The sequence below is a fragment of the Candidatus Brocadia sp. genome, from assembly GCA_021646415.1.
GTDB lineage: Bacteria > Planctomycetota > Brocadiia > Brocadiales > Brocadiaceae > Brocadia.
Genome location: SOEU01000004.1, coordinates 33,456 through 52,530, shown reverse-complemented (window position 1 = coordinate 52,530; position 19,075 = coordinate 33,456). Strand labels below are relative to the sequence as shown.

The window sequence follows — 19,075 nt, the reverse complement described above, 5'->3', positions numbered from 1 at the left end:
TCAAACTTGCAGTTTGAACCAGCAGTTTTGCACCGTACCATAACGTTTTGGACGAGCACCAAATCTTGAAAAATGCCAAACGTTGCGGTTCAATCGTCCACGATTGAACCAGCGAAAGATGCAAATATTTGTTACCATTTTTTCTTCTTGAAGTAATACACCATGGTAATGCCTATAGTGGACATGACGAGTAAAATCAGCGGATACCCCCAGCGCCATTCAAGCCCCGGCATGTGTTTAAAATTCATTCCATAGATGCCAGCGATGAAGGTGAGTGGCATAAAGATTGTGGCAATCATGGTAAGCACCTTTATGACGGCATTCAATCTGTTACTGATGCTCGAAAGATAGATTTCAAGCATTCCAGCAACCATTTCCCGAAAGGTTTCCAGGGTATCAATTATGTGAATTGTGTGGTCATAAATATCCTTCAGGTAAATTCTGGTAGATTCCTGAATCAGTGAAGATTCTCCCCTCTCCAAACCACCGATTAACTCCCGCAATGGCCATACTGACCTGCGTAATAATATCATGTTCCTTTTCAGATTATAGATGGCATGTAAAACCCTGGGGGTCGGATTACTGACTAATTCATCCTCCAATGATTCTATCTTTTCTCCCAGTGTTTCCATGATGATGAAGTAGTTGTCAACTATTGCATCGAGCAGGCAATACGCAAGGTAATCAGCGCCCATCTTTCTTATGCGGCCTTTATTTGTTCTGATCCGTTCCCTGATTACATGAAAAATATCAACCTCTCGTTCCTGGAATGAAATGACAAAATTTGACCCTAAAACCAGGCTAACCTGTTCAGAGATAACCTCGCTATCCTTACCAGAAAACTGCAGCATTTTAAGCGCAATATAACTATATTCTTTAAAATCCTCAATCTTTGGCCGCTGATCGGTATTCATAATATCCTCCACAGTGAGTGGATGAAGCCCAAAACCTTCACCGAGTCTCCCTAATATATCACTCCGGTGAATTCCGTCGATATTTATCCACGCTATCGTAGGCCGGCCCTTATCCTTAAAAGGAAAACATTCCTCAATTGCCTTCGCCTCTTGTTCATGAAAATGCATTTCATCATACTCTGTGATCGTAATCTTTACCTTTTCAGTCTTTCTCTCTCCAATGTGGATCAGTGCGTCTGGCAGGAGGCCGGCTTTCTCCGATCTTTTTTTGATTAGTTTCGCCATAGTAGGTACCTTCTCAAGAAAGTGTGTTGCTATTACATAAGATACGGAGTGATGATAACCAACTTACCCGCGGAACTCAACATTCTTTTCCAGCTTCAATGCCGGTCTGAGCTGATGCTGGAGGATACGTGATGTTCGCGCCATTTATCACGGCCCAGGGTGTGAGCTTATGGGCCTGCCTGTGTTTCTCATTCATAATATGTTCAACCTGAATTTCCCGAACAAGTAATGCGTCGGTAATCAGGGAGCGATGGCAGCGCCAGGGCAAAGCTTCCGCACACATCAATGCGATGCGATCTTTACTTGCCAGTTCAGTGAGTGTTTCTAAGTTTTCCCTAAATTCCGGCGTTTGCATGTAGTCGGCGAAACCCCTGAAGGATGCATTACGCCATCCTGTGTTAGGTGAATCGGGACGTGGACGCCGAAGACCTCCGAGTCCTGGCATATGTGTGTAAGCTATCCCAGCAGCTTTCAGGCTATTTGGCAGTGTTTCCCGGTTAAACTGCGGGTTGCGCCGTGAGCGTGGTACGGTACGAACATCTATTACATGTTTTACGCCATGGGCTTGTAAGAGTTTTATGAAGACATCAAGTGTATGCGTAGAATGACCGATCGTCAGTACGGCAGAAGATGTTTCGGGTGCGCCTTTTTTCATGGAAAGCATCCTCATAGTATCTTCCAAAGATAATTTTGACATTTTTAGCAAAAATAATTAACCCCGACAGGGTTAACTCACGAATTTCGTGCTTCGGATTTTGTTTTTTCCGACTCGTTCGGGTCCGGGGACAAGCCTTTGTTAGTATATTGTTTCCTCAATAGTTAAACAATTTGAGGATTTATTCAAAGAATAGGGGCATGCAGTGGGACAATTGTCCGGTTGAAGCCATTGGTGTCCGCTCTTGCAGCGACATATTTTCAGCCTGCTGCGCATGAGCTGATTTGGCCATTGCTTAAAAAAAGGGAAAAGGGCATTGCTGATTGTAGCGAATGCCTCCTGTCGTTCACTCACATTCTTTGCATTTTTTAATAACTCCGCCCCTTCAAGAATATGCTGCATCATGTGTTGGCCAGGCCCATCTGGTTCGGTCTGAGTACCCAGAGTGGCAGCGTCTATTACATTCTGAGCCAGACCGGAGATCTCGTTTGCCCCGCCTTTTACCATATAACTATAGATGTATTGGTAACCCAGCAGGACCGATTGAAAATGAATATATGTCCTCTTTGCGATAGTAATTACCGTTTCATTATTATGATCATGTCCTTCGTGTGCAGAGACAGAAACAGGAATAATGAAAGGCAAAAACAAAAGAAAAAGAATAGCATTTCTCAAGTAATGATAGTTTAACACATCAAACTCCTTTTATAGTATTACTGCGTGAAAACCTCTTTTCCCCGTTCTCCGTTTTTACGAAGACTGGTTTCATGAGGACTGTTTCGGTAAATTCATTTTGAAGCTGTTTCAAATTCATAGTTGGACCTCAGCCTCAGGCTTTTCCTGTTGGTCTTTTTCACTCTCTTTTTTCAGAACCTCATCCAGGATTCCACTTAATTTTTCTATACCTTTCTTAATTTCCGTTACATATCGCTGCAATGCTTCATCCAGTTTTTTTGATGCAGCTTCACCCGCCTTTTTCATTTTCTCCTCATATTCAGGCATTTTTTGTTTTATCTCTCCGAGGGCTTCATCCATACGCTCTGACAATTTTCCGCCCAGCGCTTCTAATTTTTTAGCAATATCAGAAAAGGTATCATCTTCCTGTATCGTTTCTTTTGTTTGTGCATAATCTACCCTCCATTTTCCATCCTCTTTTTTAAGAATCGTTTGGAGTGGAATAGTAGTTTCAGTGCCATGTTTCTGTACTCGCGCCATTGTCTCTATGGTAGTAAGGTCACCATCAATAACAATCTTGCCAAACGTCACAAACGCATCTTTGAATTGTTCGTTGGATGTGTCTATCAAAGTTCGGGTCGATGTTGTGGCATATTTACGGGCATTCTCCATGTCCTGAATTTTCATGGTATCCCAAAAGTGTTGAGCTACTTCTTGCGGGGATTTGTCCCTGTAACAGCCAGACACGAATGTAATTGTTACAATAGTCAAATAAACCCAACTCAAGCGAAATCGTTCCAGAATCATTTTAATTCCTCCAATGCTTTAGTACTTTCATTTTGTACCTCTTAAATAAAATGACTTACCCATTATATTACACGGAAGTTCAGATATGTGTCAAAAAATCTTTGATTTGTTGAATATAAATTTTTTACGGCATTTTCTCAAGGTAAAATGTAACTTGGTCGTCGGATTGGAATCATAAGGTATTGATGGTCAGCATTGATCTTCAAAGATAAAAAAGATCCTCTATCCATTGGATCACGATGTTGAAAATTTCTCCTTGAGTGTTCGTTTAAATAAGCTATACTTGCACGAATGCTTCGTTATGCAGACAACATATGTCCATGCATTTGAGGAAGTATTTGGTATCGTATTGGGTATAATCCGCTCAGTTTTCATAAATTTTCGGTCTTATCAATTTGATGCAAAAGAAATTGTTATCACGGTGTTCAATTATGGAGGCTGTACAAATACAATGAAAACAAAGACAGGTCTTATTGCGCTTCTTATCGTCATTTCGTCTTTCCTTTTTTTGAAGAATATCCCGGTGTGCGGGCAAGCAGAAAACCGGGAACTCCCTGCTGCCGGTAACCCGGCTGCCACAGGAGCGGTGAATACAATAGACGCCCTTACCGGCGTTATTCAAGTAATTAGGGAATTAGGGAAAGAAATCGAAGACAAAAAAACGAAACTCCATGAGGCGGAAACACATGAAGAGAGATCAGAAATATCGAAAGAAATTGATAAACTGAATGAACGATTGGAATCTCTCAGGGTAAATTTTGAGGAAATTGCAACTGGTCTGGATTTGGAGACGTTTTATGCAAAACCTCAAAAACGTTTTGACTGGAAGGAGGAAATCCAAACCCTGATAGGGCCGATTATTAATGACTTGAAAAGCATGACTGCCCGCCCACGGTTAATTGAAAATCTGCGGACACAAGTGGATTACTACGAAAAGCAAATTTTCCTGGTAAGAAATGCCATAGAAAATATCCACAATCTTGCTGCTCAAGTGAAGGGTGAAAATCTGAAAAATCAACTCATTGACCTTGAAACTGAATGGTATAATAAAGGAAAACAAATTTCAAGCCAGCTTACCGTGGCAAAATACCAATTGGCTGATAAATTGAGTGAAAGGAAATCTTTTCTTGAATCGAGCAAAAATATCGTGCAGGTATTTTTCAAAAGCCGGGGGAGAAATTTTGTCTTATCCGTATTAGCATTCCTTTTTGTATTCTTTTTGCTTCGTTACATTCACCGACATATCTATAGAGGCAGTTTTATTCACAAGACGGTGGCGAGTTCGTTTTACATTCGCCTTGCAGAAGTGTTATATTATGTACTCACATTTGTCGGCGCTACCGGGGCATTATTGATCGTATTGTATATTTGCGGTGATTGGGTACTTTTGGGTATTGCATTCATTTTTATTATAGGGCTTATTTGGGCGGCGAAGCAAACTCTTCCTCGTTTCTATGAACAAGGCACCCTTTTATTAAACCTTGGAACTGTGAAGGAAAATGAACGCGTGATATACAATGGTCTTCCATGGAAGGTGGCTTCGTTGCACCTCTATACCCTCCTGGTTAATCAGGAATTGAAGGGTGGAATGCTCAGGATTCCCATACGGGATTTGAAAGATATCAGATCGCGCCCATATCATCCGGATGAACCCTGGTTTCCTTGCAAAGAAAACGATTGGGTGCTTCTGGCAGATGGGACAATGGGTAGGGTGGTTACACAGACTCCCGAGACTGTACAACTTATTATCGGCGGTGGCAGTTATAAAACTTATCCTACGGAAGAATTTTTGAAACAAAATCCAACGAATATTTCCAGGAATTTTCGCGTTAATGTTACCTTTGGTATTGATTACCAGTATCAGTCAATAAGTACTACAGAAATTCCTGATAAACTGAGAGAAATGATAAAGGCTGGGCTTATAAACGAAGGTTATGGGAATGACATCATCAAGCTTACTGTGGAATTTAAAGCAGTCGGCGATTCATCTCTCGACTATATAATTCTTGCTGATTTTTCGGGGCAGGTTGCAAAAGATTATTATAAACTTTCCCGAATCATTCAAAAAATTGCATTAAACACATGCAATAAATTTGGGTGGGAAATTCCTTACACGACATACACCATCCATACTGCTCCATCTCAGTCTCAGCAAAGAATTTCTGTGCCGATTCAACCCACCACAGATACCGCAAAGGTCACAGAGACTTCATCTTGATGGTCGACACCTTGGCCTGTTTCAATAGAAAAATAACAGAAGGTATTTTCTATCAAGAAATTTAGTAACAATGTAAGTTTTCCTTGCAATTAATTCCTAAATTTGTTATTTTGGGTTCATTCGTAAAAAAGTTGAAGACAGGAAAATATAAGTAGGGAAGATAGGGTAAAAGATGAGAGTAAAAGGATAGCATCGAATTTCATCCGTATGTAATATGGTTTTATGAGAGATAAGATCATACTACACGAGGAGAAATTCGATGCGGTTAGATACTATCACAGAATTATTACGAATTCCAGGATTTAAAGTAACGCATATGATATCCAGCACGGAAAGCAGTATAGAGTTTTTATTGGAGCAAGAGGAAGAAAGAGCGAGTGTATGTTCAGGTTGCGGTAAAGTGCACAATACGGCAGTGCATAGTGTGGGAAGAATAACAGTAGAAGACCTACCGATGAGTGGTAGGAGGGTATATTTGCACGTACCGAAGAGGAAATCGATGTGCCTTGAAGATGGGAGTATTCGGGTAGAGGAGCACGAGTGGATAAGGGGGAGATTTACGAAGCGTTTTGTGGAACAGGTGTATCGACTGACCTCAATAACGACAAATAAGGAAGCAGGATGGTTTCTTGGAATAGACGATGAGACGGTGTACCGGATAGATAAGGAGATGTTAGAGGAGTTATCACTGGAGAGAATTGAGAAAGTGAAGGCGCCGCGTCATATGAGTGTGGATGAGGTTGCATGGCAGAAGTGGCACAAGTATGTTACCAATGTTGTTGATGTGGAAAAGCGCAAGGTGATTTGGAATCACGATGGACGGGGCAAGACAACGCTGGATAAATTTTATCGTAAGATAGGCAAGGAAGGTTGTAAGAGGATAAAGGCAGTGGCAAGTGATGGAGCAAAGGGTTTTCTTACGTCTACGAAAGAGCATTTGAAGAATGCCTTGATAGTATTGGATCATTTTCATGTAAAGAAGTATCTCAATGAGGCAGTAGATGCGGTAAGGAAGGAAGAACTCAGAAAAGCCAGGCAACAAAACCAGGAAGACTTGAGTCGAATTCTTCATTGCAACAAGAGGTTTATATTGATGCAAAATAAGGTTACAAATAAGCAGAAGGACATTTTAGATAAACTCTCAACGCTCAATGAGAAGGTATATAAGGCAATGCTTTTAAAGGAGCAGTTTCTTTCTCTTTATGTAGCAAGTAATCGAAGGGTAGCATATGCAAATCTGAGGGCGTGGATAGGGACAGTAATAAGGTCTGGGATAGCATCATTTGTAGAGCTAGGATACAAATTTTTCCGGAAGAGGCATTATGTTCTGAACTATTTTGTTTGCAAAATAACGTCCGCTATATCAGAAGGAATCAATAACAAAATAAAGAGGTTAAAGCGCATGGCATACGGTTATCGAGACGTCAAATACTTCTTACTCAAGATTCATCAACATTGCGGACTTCTTGACCCTAAGCTTTCAACTTAAATACGAAAGACACTTATTTTGTTGGCCAAAGTATTTCCTTAACCTTATGGTAATCATCTACTTACTATTTTAGAATGATAATAAATTGATATTGGAGTGTTGTTTGGGAGATTCTAAAGTATGAGAAATTTCTTAATTAGCTTTTTTGAACGATTGGAAACAAGTATCCATAAATTCAACGGCAACGGAAATGGGAACGGGAACGGGAACGGCAATCACCCTATTCCTGAATTATCCGAGCATGAATTAAGATTCGAAAGTATGCCTCTTGGGGCAGGTTTCCATACTCCGTTGTCAACAAAAAATCCCCTGGACATTACCATATATAGGGCACAACAATACCTTCTCCGCAATCAAAACCGGTCTGATGGACATTGGGTGGGAATCTTAGAGGCAGATACTACCATAACATCTGAATACATCATGCTCATGCATTTTCTTGGAAAGGTAAACCAGGAAAAACAGAGATTGGCAGCGAATCTACTCTGTGAACATCAGATCTCTGACGGGGGGTGGAATATTTATTACGGAGGGCCGAGCGAAATCAGCGCTTCGGTAAAGGCCTATTTTGCCTTGAAATTGGCAGGATACTCTGCAAACGAACCCTTTATGCAAAAAGCCAGGAAGCGCATCCTTGAGATGGGCGGCATCATGAAGGCCAACTGTTTTACGAAAATTTATCTTGCCATGTTTGGACAGGTTGATTGGCAGGCTGTACCCGCCGTTCCGGCCGAAATGATCCTGTTTCCACCGGGTTTTTATTTTAGCATCTACGAGATGTCGTATTGGTCGAGATGTATTGTTGTTCCTCTTTCCATTGCCATAGCTAAAAAGCCGCATATTCCGGTAGGGGATGACATGCTGAAGGAACTTTACCTGATCCCGCGCGAAAAGGTAGTTTACCGTATTAAGCGGGACCAATCGGGATTGAGCTGGCATAATTTCTTTATTGATGCCGATAGTATTTTCAGGAGATATGAACAGCAACCCATTAAATTTATCAGAAGGATGGCTCTCCGCAAGGCAGAAAAATGGATGCTGGACCATGTGGAAAAATCCGGTGGTTTAGGGGCTATATGGCCCGCAATGGTCAACTCGATCTTTGCCATGAAATGTCTTGGATATCCGGATGACCACCCCGCATTAAAAAGCCAGTTGCAAGAGGTAGAAAACCTGGTTGTATACGAAGTGAATAAACTCTATTTACAACCATGCGTATCGCCTGTCTGGGATACGGCATGGGCAATCATTGCGCTTCATGACTCGGGGATACCCGGCAGCGATCCGGCATTACAAAAAGCAGGGCGATGGCTCATCAGCAAGGAAGTCAGGAATTTTGGAGATTGGGCTTTAAAGTGCAAGGTGGAAGAACCGAGCGGCTGGTATTTCCAATATGCAAACGAGTTTTATCCCGATACCGACGACAGTGCGGCCGTGCTTATGGCATTACAGCGGGTATCATTGCCTGAAACTGCCCACAAGGAGGCATCGGTTTTACGTGGATTACGATGGATTATGGCTATGCAATGTGATGATGGAGGTTGGGGCGCATTTGACCGCAACAATAACAGAGCTATTCTCAATCACATACCGTTTGCGGATTTTAATGCATTATTAGACCCGAGTACGAGCGATGTTACTGCCCGATGTACAGAATTTTTAGGTCGTATTGGGTTTAGTAAGACCTCGGGCCAGATTCGCATGGCGATAGAATTTCTCAAAAAAGAACAGGAAAAAGACGGAACATGGTTTGGGCGTTGGGGCGCAAACTATATTTACGGCACATGGTCTGTGCTCGCCGGACTTGCAGCAGTTGGAGAGGACATGAACAAGCCGTATATCAAAAAGGCCGTTGCGTGGTTGAAAAGTGTCCAAAATTCCGATGGGGGATGGGGCGAGACGATAAAATCGTATGATGACCCATTCCTTAAGGCAATTGGCAAAAGTACGCCTTCGCAGACGGCGTGGGCTTTGTTGGGTTTAATGGCCGCAGGCGAGATACATTCTGATGCAGTAGAAAGGGGAATAAAATTTTTATTAATGAAACAAAAAGAAGACGGAAGCTGGGATGAAGTTGAATTTACCGCAACGGGTTTCCCTAAGGTCTTTTATTTAAAATACCATATGTATCGCAACTATTTCCCCTTGATGGCATTGGGGAGATATCGCAATTCCATACATAACAAGGTGTGACATGGCACACTTTGTCTGTTTCCACTGAAAAATTCACATCACGATAAGGGCAAACCCTGAGCGATCAGGGGACGCAAAGGACAGGGTCTTGTAAGCGGTTTAAACAGTTTAAACCGCTTAAACCGTTCAAACGGCTTTGAAAAAGACAGCCTTACTGCCAAAGATGTTTGCTATGAATATATTGCAGTACGGCTTTTTTATTTTTAGGACAAGAAAAAAGGGTCATAATTTTTTATCCACCTATTTGATTCTTTGCTGAACAAACATAATAGCTATTTAACTTTGCATCCTTTTTATTTCAAAAAATTAATACCATAACTATGACCGAACAACAAGAGCAACAAGCATCGTTTCCATTTTCTATTACCCTGCTTGTTGCTGCAATTATCGCAGGTGGATGGAACGGCAGGTAGATGAGGAAAAGGTGCTTGCCCGTCTGTGGCAGGATCCATTTCAAGCCGTTGAAAGTTATAGAAAAGATGCCAAGGTGGCACATCAAGATTTTACAATTCGTAATATCAATGACCCCTGTTCAAAGATATTCATACCTCAAAAAGATATTAAGAAGGTATTGATCATGCCCGTTATGATTACAGATGGTCATTATACAAAAGATGCAGAGGAGCGACTGAGAACTCGATATGCCGTGCTTTCAGCGCTTCATGTTGCCGGATATCAACCCAGGAATGAAACACATATTGGGGCGTTTAAAGCAGAGATTAATGGGGAAGAACGTCTAGTTCCATACGAGTGGTATCGTCAGGATACGCTGATATTGCAAGCGCTTCGTGATGAATTTCCTAACACCATCTTTTTTACCACAGACCTTGACGCCCGCCCCTGGCATACACAGAATTACCTTTTACAAGGAACCTGATCGCCGCATCGAGTTATGGACTGGAATTTCCTGGTAAATGGCAACGAGATGTTCCTCCGTTTAGATCCACCTATCAAACTTCCGTCTTTGTTGCTGCGTTACAGGCACTGGACATCTTAAATGAAGATGATGCCGATTTAAATAAGATACGTCCTCGCATCTTTGAAATAGGAAGGGGGGCATATGATTTAACTCCTACGACAAGGGATCCAGAGTTTTGTAAGGGTGCGTTTACAGAAGAGAGGACTGTTCAAGGACTCTGTAACATAATTAAACGAGACAACTATACATAGCGACATAAGTTTACAACTGTCTGTCATTCCGGGCTTGACCCGGAATCCAGTATTTTTCTGGATTCCCGCTTCCGCGGGAATGACATATTCGTATCTGATTAATGACGCTGTGTATAGATGCAACACTTCCTTCCGCAACCACGTGAGTTGCTAAGGTGATTATTTTCTCTAGCTGAAACTCCATTTGGCCATTTCAATGATATCAGATAATCGTTTTCCACCTTCTAACACTACTGTGGGCTCAAAACCGCAGTGCATCATACAATTTTCGCAACGCGGGTCATTGCCTTCCTGATACTTCTCCCAATCCGTATTTTCCATGTACTCAGCAAAGGTTTTATAGTGAGTATCTGTAATAAGGTAACAAGGGCTTTTCCAGCCTAAATAGTTTCGGGTTGGATTTCCCCAGGGTGTACACCTTAGGTACCTTTCCCCCTTTAAAAATTTTAAATACAGGGGAGAGTTCAGTATCTTGTATTTCTTTGAAATTCCATAAATGAATCCAAATCGTTCCTGTATCTCATTCCGGCAAAGGAACACCTCATTCTCGTTGTGTTCAAAACTAAAGCCAGGGGAAACCAGCATACCATCGACACCTAACCCCTCCAGAAATGAAAACAATTCCTCTATCTCATCTTCACTGGTATTCTTATATATGGTTGTGTTTGTGCAGACATTAAATCCCGCCCGTTTTGCCTCCCGAATAGCCCTGGTTGCACGATCAAAGACCCCTTTCCCTGCAATAGCATCATGTGTTTCAGCAAGGCCATCGATGTGAACATTAATGTTAACATATTTACTGGGCTTCAGCTTTTTTATCGCGTCTGCCAATAAGATGCCATTGGTACACAAATAGATGTGCCTTTTTTTATCCAGGATACCACGGATAATTTTATCAATCTCAGGGTGCATCAGTGGCTCGCCGCCTGTAACAGAGACAACAGGTGCGGGACATTCTTCCACCGCCTGAATACACTCTTCAGGACTTAACATCTCCCGCATGGTTTCCCGGTACTCCCGTATGCGGCCGCAACCCTCACAAGCGAGATTGCATAAATGAGTAATCTCTAACATTAATACCAGTGGAAACCGTTCTCTGGATAAAAACTTGTTCTTAATCAGATATTTTGTCAAAGAAGAACCTAATGATAATGATACCCTCATAATAGGGAAAACTCCATTTTGTAACAAAGCAAAAAATAATGAGCAAAGACGTAAACACAAAATGCTATATCAAATAGATAATACTGTCAAGGATTATTTAAGTGGTCACTGTTGAGTTTTCCGTAGTCTGGTGATTGATCAGGCGAGAACTTTTTCATAATTATATTGAAAATTTCAATTAAATTTGATTCCATTTATGCGTTTCTTATCAGATAGGAAGATTTATGATAGCAGTATTTTTTGCATTAAGCCAGGAAATGGCCTCCTTAAAATCGCAAGTAAATATCGTAAAAAAGATTCGGTATGCCCATGCCGTATTCTATCAGGCAGAATTTCATGGTTTTCCGATAACCCTTGTTCAGACAGGCATAGGGAAAAATGTATCGGATGTAGTACACCGCCTGTCAAAATGCTTCAGGATACAATTAATGGTTTCTTCTGGTTTTGCAGGCAGCGTAAGGCCAGAAGTCGGCATCGGGGATTTAGTTATAGGAAAACATGTTCTGTATTCTTCCCAGGAAACCTGGGAAGAAACAATCAAAATCGATTCAACCCTTTCCTGTGATACATCCATTGCAGATCTTGCAGTTGCCTTAAGCAGCGCAGATAATCTCAGATCACATTGCGGAGATATCTTGTCCGTTCATAAGATAATCCATCAGTCTTCAGTCAAAAGACATATCGGGACCAAAACTTCTGCGATAGCCGTGGATATGGAATCGTTTGTGATAGGAGAACGGGCTAATGCCATGGGAATTCCTTTTATTGTCGTGCGTGCAATTTCTGATGGCGTAGATGAAGACATGGAGATTTGCGAAGATATGGTAACCGAGGGGGGAAATGTCAGCATATCGGCCACCGTGCGTTATCTCTTGAATAGACCACACCGTATCCCCTACCTGAATCGTTTGCGCAAACAGACCGGGTGTGCCACAAAAACCTTATCGGTGTTCTTCCCAAATTTTATTACACAAATATATAATTCTTTGTTAGTATAAAAACCATTTCCAGAGGGGGGATGATGGCAAAAAAAAAGATTGGGATTGTCATGGGTAGCGATTCTGACCTCACGATAATGAAGGAGGCCATGAATATACTGAAGGAATTTGATGTGGATTTCGATGTGAATATCATTTCAGCCCATCGCTCGCCAGAAAGAGCTCACTCGTATGCGACAGAAGCGGAAGAGAAGTACGATGTAATTATTGCAGGCGCGGGCGGAGCTGCACATCTGGCCGGGGTTGTTGCGAGTTTGACCCCTATTCCTGTCATTGGTGTACCCATGCCGACATCCGGGCTGGGTGGGCTGGATTCACTTCTTTCTATGGTGCAGATGCCATCGGGTATTCCTGTATCTACCATGGCTATTGGAAAATCCGGCGCTATGAATGCCGCAATATTAGCAATCCAGATAGTGAGCCTGTCCGATCCAAAAATAAGGCAAAAAATGGTACTGTATAAAAAGAAACTGTCGGATGATGTTGCAAAAAAGGATAAAGAAGCGCGGACTGAACTTGGATTACTGTAAGTGCGCTTGGGAGCATTCCCGATTTTTTGTGACTTCCGCTGGTTTTGGTGAAATGTTGCAGAGTGTTAACCCTGACAGGGTTGTGTCGTCCTGACCTCATGAACAGTTACAAAAAATCGGGAATGCTCCCAAGTGCAACCAAGGTGAAAGTTGCGAGTTGTAATGAGTTGAGAGTTCAATATCCAAAGTAATGACCCGCAACGTACAATACGTAGCAATTACGAAAAGCTTATAAAAAGAAGATTTTACCGTGAATACTATGAGGGAGAAGAAATGCCGTTACCAACTATAGAATGGGAAGGAAATGTTGAAGGTCGTATCCGATTGGTCGACCAAACTTTGTTGCCCACCGAGTTAAAATTCGTTTACTGTGAGGACATAAAAAGTATCTGGCATGCAATTAAAACACTCATGGTGAGAGGTGCGCCGGCAATTGGTATCGCAGCAGCAATGGGTGTGGTCTTAGGAATTAAGGACATACGTGCAAAGGATGCGGATACCTTTTTAAAAGAACTGAAACAGGTAACGTCCTATTTGAGCACTGCACGACCAACAGCAGTCAATCTTTTTTGGGGAATTGCCCGTATGGAGCGAGTTGCTCGGGAAAACAAGAACAAATCCGTCCGGGAAATAAAAGATGCACTCCTCCATGAAGCAATAAGAATACAAAATGAAGATAAGGTTATTTGCAGGCAGATTGGCGAGAATGGCGCAAAACTTATCAAGGACGGTAACGGTATTTTAACCCATTGTAATGCAGGCGGTTTAGCCACTGCTGATTATGGCACTGCGTTAGCCGTTCTGTTTAAGGCCAAGGAACAAGGCAAACATATCAAGGTCTATGCAGACGAAACGCGCCCCCTGCTGCAAGGCGCAAGATTGACTGCCTGGGAACTCGTGCATGCAGGTATTGATGTTACCCTGATATGTGATAGCATGGCAGCACATGTGATGAAGCAGGGAAAGGTGCAATGCGTAATTGTGGGCGCAGACAGGATCGCCGCCAATGGTGACACCGCCAATAAAATTGGTACCTACGGTGTCTCTATTCTGGCAAAGGAACACGGAATTCCTTTTTACGTCGCAGCTCCTGTTTCAACCTTTGATTTGAGCATAAAATCAGGAAACGATATTCCCATTGAAGAGCGTTCACCCGAAGAAATTACCAACGGATTCGGCAAGAAAACTGCGCCTGAAGGGGTCAAGGTCTTTAATCCCGCCTTTGATGTAACCCCGGCAAAAAATATCACAGCCATTATTACCGAAAAGGGAGTAATCACGAAACCCTTTGCTGAAAATATCCAGCGCATCTTGGGAACATCAGTTGTTTCATGAATCATATTTTAATTTGTAATTTTGACCTTTTATCTTTAATTCCTGATTTTCATTAGTTTCCAATCTTCGTTTAGTATGATGTAAAGAGGAATGTTTCTATGCATACCGATGGTTATTTGCTCTATATATTTATATTATTGAGCAGTATTCCGCTGTTACTTTTCAGTTGTGGCAGTGAGCGGGTTAACATTGAATTCAGGACTTCCAGGCAAATTTACGTTGATGACGCAAAAACAGACCCGGATAAATTAAACAAAGAACTTGAATATGAAATAAGAGAAGCAGAGAAAAAACGTTTACAAAAACAGCGCGCGGCAGAAGAAGCAGCCAAGGCCAAAGCAGAAGCAGAACGAAAGGCCAGGTCAGGTCAGAGAGAACCGGAACAGACAAATGAAGAAGAAACGATACTCTTACAGGAAACTGAACAACAGTCACCACCACAATAAAACCAAAGCCTAAACCGAACAAGGTGGAAGTGTAAATAAGAAATTGAAAAATGTAAATTGCACCGTAGGAGCGGGGTAACCCCGCCCCTGCCTCTAGTATGATTTGTTCACTGCTGAGTCATTAAAGGAGAATGTAATGTCTGGAAAAAATCTTATAAGGCTATTTCTTCTGGTATTTGCTTGTTTGCTCGTATTGTATAGCTACGGCTATTATAAAAAATACCACACTCTGGCAATGCTGGAAGGAAAGATTAAAATGGGAAAGTATAAAGACGCCCTGGCATCCATCCAGGAATTGCAAAATTTTGCAATAATCCGCATCATGGAGAAATTTGAAAAAGAAGACCCCGTGCTTGCCTATAATAAAGGAGTATTGTACACCCTTATGGAAAACAAGAAAAAGGCAAGCGCAGAGTACAGAAAAGCAATGGAAACAAGTGACCCAATATTAAAGGCAAGGGCAATTTATAACAATGCGAACATCATCGCAACTGACATGGATTTTTCTACCGCCGCTATGCAATATGCTGAGGTATTGAAAATTGATGCCAATGATTTTCAGGCAAAGAAGAACTTAGAAAGGATGAGATTGGGCGAACAGCAGTTTAATACCATGTTTAGCCCGGAACAACAGGAGCGGGAAGACCGGATCGAAGCCTTAAAACTCATCCCGTGGGGTACAAAATACAAGTATAGCGGAGAACAGAAGATACGCTGGTAATTTCTTGGTTAAAAATTAAGAAATAAGGGCCTCCATGTTATTTTTTAATTACGAAGAACATAAAATCCTTGTTTATGCACTTGCAGGTCTGATCTTTATCTTGTATGTATTCCTTTATCGAAGAAAGTCAGCCTGGTTAAAGGCCTTTGGCCAAAGAAGTTTAATCAACAGATTTAGCAAAATTCCCAGGATACACAGAAACCTCCTGAAAGGTGCTTGTATGAGTGCAGCCTGCTGTATCCTGGGAATGGTGGTGTTACAGCCTAAATGGCAAACAACACAGGACCATTATGAAAAAGAGGGATTGGAGATTGTCTTTGTCTTAGACGTCTCGATCAGCATGCTAGCGGAAGATGTAAAACCCAACCGATTACAGCGTGCAAAGATGGAGATATCCCATCTTGTGCAAGGATTGGAAGGTGACCGTGTCGGTCTGGTGGTGTTTGCAGCCCGTGCCTTTTCACTTCTGCCGTATCCCACCAATGATTACGAAAGGGTCTTCCTGCGCATATTGAATATGATCAATGAAAATTATGTGCGATTTGTACCTTACGGGACGAATATTGGCAATGCGTTTATCCTGGCTATGAATACGTTCGGCAAAGAAAATACAAAAAAGGTGATGATTCTCCTCACAGATGGAGAAGAGCAAATCATTACCCGCAGCCAGGTCGCAGAGGCCGTAAAACTGCTGTTGGAGAGGAAGGATATCGCTATTTATGTTGTCGGCATCGGAGACCTGAAAAAGGCATCCCCTATACCCAAAAGAGATAAGGAAGGGAACGTAACAGGTTACGAGATTACGGAAGAAGGAGAAACTATTTATACCAATCCCAATCCGATTTTTTTACGGGAAATTGCAGAAATGGTTGGCGGGACTTATCAGCATGATGCCACAGGCAACGAACTTAAACATATTTTCGCACAGGTCATTGAAAAACACAAAAACATCATAGGAATCAAAAAGAAAAATATTATCAAAGATGTTTCCCAATATTTTCTCGGTGGTGCACTGGCGCTGCTTGCACTGTACTTTATTTTATGACGTAGTTTGTAAATCCAAAATGTATTGATAGTCTTTGAGGTATAGACGGGAGGAGCTAAACCCCAGGAGACTATCAACACATTTCAGATATCGCTCATCAGTAGATTTCAGAAGTCCTTAAAAGCCTCTTCATCCATCGGAATAATTGCATCTGCATCTGACTCGGGATGATGTCTTTTCCCAAATCCTCGCTCTTTTCCATTCCCATCTCCTGAAATGTGTATGACATGCTCATTACTTCGTTTATTGTACGATATCGTTTTGTCCCTTGTCACTGTTCTCTTTGCCGGTTCTTTTGCTCTGTCAGGTTTATTTGCTGCCTGTGGTTTATCTTTGTGTGTCTCTGTATCTGCTTCCCTGCCTCCCGCCTCTTTGGCAATTTTATCCACCAGAGAGAGCAGACTATTTGCCTGTGCAGATAACTCTTCACTTGCCGATGCCGTTTCTTCAGCATTTACAGCATTTTGCTGTATGACCTGATCCATCTGGGTTATGGCTTTTCCCACCTGACTGACTCCTTCAGACTGTTCCTGTGATGCATTGGCAATCTCGTTTACCAAATCTGTCACTTTCTTGACATTTTTCACAATTTCCTTGAGGGATTCTCCGACCTTATTTGTTAATTCCACACCAACATCTACCTTCTTTACGCTATCCTCGATCAGCTGGGCTGTCTCCTTTGCGGCGCTGGCACTGCGTTGTGCCAGGTTTCTTACCTCTTCCGCAACCACAGCGAATCCCTTCCCATGTTCACCAGCCCTCGCCGCTTCCACGGCTGCATTCAGGGCTAACAAATTGGTCTGGAATGCAATCTCGTCAATTACCTTGATAATATTTGCTATCTTCTTGCTACTATCACTGATTTCGTGTATAGCTGTGTTCAGCATCCCCATCGAATGATCACCCTGGGCTGCAGATGCATTACACAAATTGGCCAAACTGGCGGCTTCTTTGGCATTGTCGGCGTTTTGCCTGGTCATAGCAGAAATCTCTTCCATAGATGAAGATGTCTCTTCTATTGAAGCCGCTTGTTCCGAAGACCCCTCGGCCAGATTCTGGCTTGATTCTGAGATTTGCTCCGCTGCCGAGGCAACCTGAGAAGACCCCTCCGTAAGATCGGCCAGCAACATCTTAAAGAGGCCCGATATCTTTCCCGTAATCTTCAGTACAACCCATCCAAGTGCTGTGACAAAAAGCACTGCTGCTATGCCGATAATAAAATTCCAATTTTTTAGCAACGTTGCTGCTTTAAAGGCCTCCTTTCTGTCAATTTCTGCAATAATTGCCCAATTTGTATCCTTTATATCAAGGGGTGCATATGCGCTGAGCACTTCCAAACCCCTGTAATCTTTTATTATCTTACAGGAACTCTTGCCTGATAAGGCATCCCTGGTTGCTTCCGTGTCTATCTTATTTACCAATATTGTCCTTTTCTCAGAAAACCTGGAATCAGATCTCATAAATTTGTCAATTCCTACAAGATAGGTCTCGCCGGTTTCTCCCAGGCCAGCCCTTTCAGTCATAATAGTGTTGATCTGATCGATGGGTATTTGAATTATCAAAACCCCTATTTTATTAAATCCTGCATAAACAGGGGCTGCAATAAACGAGGCAGGTTCGAAGTTAGAAGGCGCATATGACTCAAAATCGACCATCTTTACAAGATCTTGTCCGTCCGCGTTGTTTACCTCCGTATAAAGCCTGGCAATATTCGTATCTGCATACGGACCATGTAAAAGATTAGAACCAAAATCTGACTCTTTAAAGGCGGTATATATTACATCCCCGGTCTCTGAATCAATTAAAAAAATGTCATAATAACCACGTTTTTCCAACAAGCCTTTGAAATAGGGATGATATGTGGCGTGTAAACTGCTATACTCACTTCCATCAGTTGCATGGAGATAATCGATTTTTTTCTCTTTCCGGAATGGATTTTTTTTGACGTAAAGCTCATGGACTTTCTCTGCGCCTATCTCCGTGAATGCCTGTTTCATTTTCTGTATGGCGCTGCAGAGTGTTGGATCCCCGGATAATGCAGCTATATCTAATCGTATTCTCTCAAAATATCCCTCTATCTGCTTCTTCTTTATATCCCGTACAGAGGTTAACTGATTAAAAGACTGTTCAGAAAGAGACTTGCTCGCTATGCGATAACTCAACATTCCCGTAATGATAAAAGGCAGTAAACCTGCAATTACAAATAACGTTATAATCTTCGCGTTAAGGGTAATCTTCATCATTATTATTACCTCCATTTATTAATGTCAGTTTTCGTTAATATTATCGGCAGATCAATAAAATAATTTAATATAAATAATTTAATAATACTGAATATTTTCGTGCGGGGGGATTTCATGGCTTATTCTGAAAATAAATCCGTCTTTATCACCTAAGTCGAGCATTACCTGGTTGAAATTTCAATACAAG

Annotated in this window: 16 protein-coding genes and 1 riboswitch; of the genes, 10 read left to right on the top strand and 6 right to left on the bottom strand. The window is 41.9% G+C overall.

Annotated features, from left to right (window positions below; genetic code table 11):
- Positions 1-131: 131 nt before the first annotated feature.
- The 4 genes from corA to E3K36_04995 all read right to left on the bottom strand — a co-directional run bounded on the left by corA (position 132) and on the right by E3K36_04995 (position 3,336).
- The gene (corA, locus tag E3K36_05010) at positions 132-1,199 is read right to left on the bottom strand and encodes a magnesium/cobalt transporter CorA (GenBank protein ID MCF6154609.1); all 1,068 of its coding nucleotides are present in this window, start codon (positions 1,197-1,199) and stop codon (positions 132-134) included.
- A gap of 76 nt (positions 1,200-1,275) precedes the next feature.
- On the bottom strand, positions 1,276-1,854 hold the full coding sequence (locus E3K36_05005) for a DUF488 domain-containing protein (protein ID MCF6154608.1): 579 nt from the start codon (positions 1,852-1,854) through the stop codon (positions 1,276-1,278).
- Between the two features lie 141 nt (positions 1,855-1,995).
- The gene (locus tag E3K36_05000; GenBank protein MCF6154607.1) at positions 1,996-2,547 is read right to left on the bottom strand and encodes a hypothetical protein; all 552 of its coding nucleotides are present in this window, start codon (positions 2,545-2,547) and stop codon (positions 1,996-1,998) included.
- Positions 2,548-2,664: 117 nt separating this feature from the next.
- Positions 2,665-3,336: a hypothetical protein gene (locus E3K36_04995; GenBank protein MCF6154606.1), complete on the bottom strand. Its 672-nt coding sequence runs from the start codon at positions 3,334-3,336 to the stop codon at positions 2,665-2,667.
- A 301-nt stretch (positions 3,337-3,637) separates the two neighbouring features.
- On the opposite strand from E3K36_04995, the gene E3K36_04990 reads away from it, so the two are divergent.
- The 4 genes from E3K36_04990 to E3K36_04975 all read left to right on the top strand — a co-directional run bounded on the left by E3K36_04990 (position 3,638) and on the right by E3K36_04975 (position 10,113).
- Positions 3,638-5,554 carry a mechanosensitive ion channel gene (locus tag E3K36_04990; protein ID MCF6154605.1) on the top strand — a complete coding sequence of 639 codons (1,917 nt, stop codon included), beginning with the start codon at positions 3,638-3,640 and terminating at the stop codon, positions 5,552-5,554.
- Positions 5,555-5,813: 259 nt separating this feature from the next.
- Entirely contained in the window at positions 5,814-7,043 is a 1,230-nt protein-coding gene (locus E3K36_04985) for an ISL3 family transposase (protein ID MCF6154604.1), read from the top strand.
- A gap of 120 nt (positions 7,044-7,163) precedes the next feature.
- The gene (gene shc / locus E3K36_04980; GenBank protein ID MCF6154603.1) at positions 7,164-9,236 is read left to right on the top strand and encodes a squalene--hopene cyclase; all 2,073 of its coding nucleotides are present in this window, start codon (positions 7,164-7,166) and stop codon (positions 9,234-9,236) included.
- A 38-nt stretch (positions 9,237-9,274) separates the two neighbouring features.
- Positions 9,275-9,398, top strand: a riboswitch (cyclic di-GMP riboswitch).
- A gap of 235 nt (positions 9,399-9,633) precedes the next feature.
- The gene (locus E3K36_04975) at positions 9,634-10,113 is read left to right on the top strand and encodes a hypothetical protein (GenBank protein MCF6154602.1); all 480 of its coding nucleotides are present in this window, start codon (positions 9,634-9,636) and stop codon (positions 10,111-10,113) included.
- Between the two features lie 461 nt (positions 10,114-10,574).
- Here E3K36_04975 and hpnH read toward each other — a convergent pair whose 3' ends face one another.
- Positions 10,575-11,570, bottom strand: coding sequence for an adenosyl-hopene transferase HpnH (gene hpnH / locus E3K36_04970; protein MCF6154601.1), 996 nt, complete (start codon positions 11,568-11,570; stop codon positions 10,575-10,577).
- A 224-nt stretch (positions 11,571-11,794) separates the two neighbouring features.
- Here hpnH and E3K36_04965 point away from each other — a divergent pair, with 224 nt between their 5' ends.
- The 6 genes from E3K36_04965 (at position 11,795) to E3K36_04940 (ending at position 16,645) form a co-directional block, all read left to right on the top strand.
- On the top strand, positions 11,795-12,568 hold the full coding sequence (locus tag E3K36_04965; protein MCF6154600.1) for a hypothetical protein: 774 nt from the start codon (positions 11,795-11,797) through the stop codon (positions 12,566-12,568).
- A 23-nt stretch (positions 12,569-12,591) separates the two neighbouring features.
- Positions 12,592-13,098: a 5-(carboxyamino)imidazole ribonucleotide mutase gene (gene purE, locus E3K36_04960; GenBank protein MCF6154599.1), complete on the top strand. Its 507-nt coding sequence runs from the start codon at positions 12,592-12,594 to the stop codon at positions 13,096-13,098.
- 273 nt (positions 13,099-13,371) lie between these two features.
- Positions 13,372-14,433, top strand: a complete 1,062-nt coding sequence (mtnA, locus tag E3K36_04955; protein MCF6154598.1) for an S-methyl-5-thioribose-1-phosphate isomerase — start codon at positions 13,372-13,374, stop codon at positions 14,431-14,433.
- Between the two features lie 98 nt (positions 14,434-14,531).
- Entirely contained in the window at positions 14,532-14,879 is a 348-nt protein-coding gene (locus tag E3K36_04950; protein ID MCF6154597.1) for a hypothetical protein, read from the top strand.
- A 136-nt stretch (positions 14,880-15,015) separates the two neighbouring features.
- Positions 15,016-15,600, top strand: coding sequence for a hypothetical protein (locus tag E3K36_04945; protein MCF6154596.1), 585 nt, complete (start codon positions 15,016-15,018; stop codon positions 15,598-15,600).
- A 34-nt stretch (positions 15,601-15,634) separates the two neighbouring features.
- A complete protein-coding gene (locus tag E3K36_04940) occupies positions 15,635-16,645 on the top strand; it encodes a VWA domain-containing protein (protein MCF6154595.1) in 1,011 nt (336 codons plus the stop codon).
- Positions 16,646-16,752: 107 nt separating this feature from the next.
- On the opposite strand, the gene E3K36_04935 is transcribed toward E3K36_04940, so the two are convergent.
- Positions 16,753-18,903 carry a methyl-accepting chemotaxis protein gene (locus E3K36_04935; protein ID MCF6154594.1) on the bottom strand — a complete coding sequence of 717 codons (2,151 nt, stop codon included), beginning with the start codon at positions 18,901-18,903 and terminating at the stop codon, positions 16,753-16,755.
- Positions 18,904-19,075 lie beyond the last annotated feature (172 nt).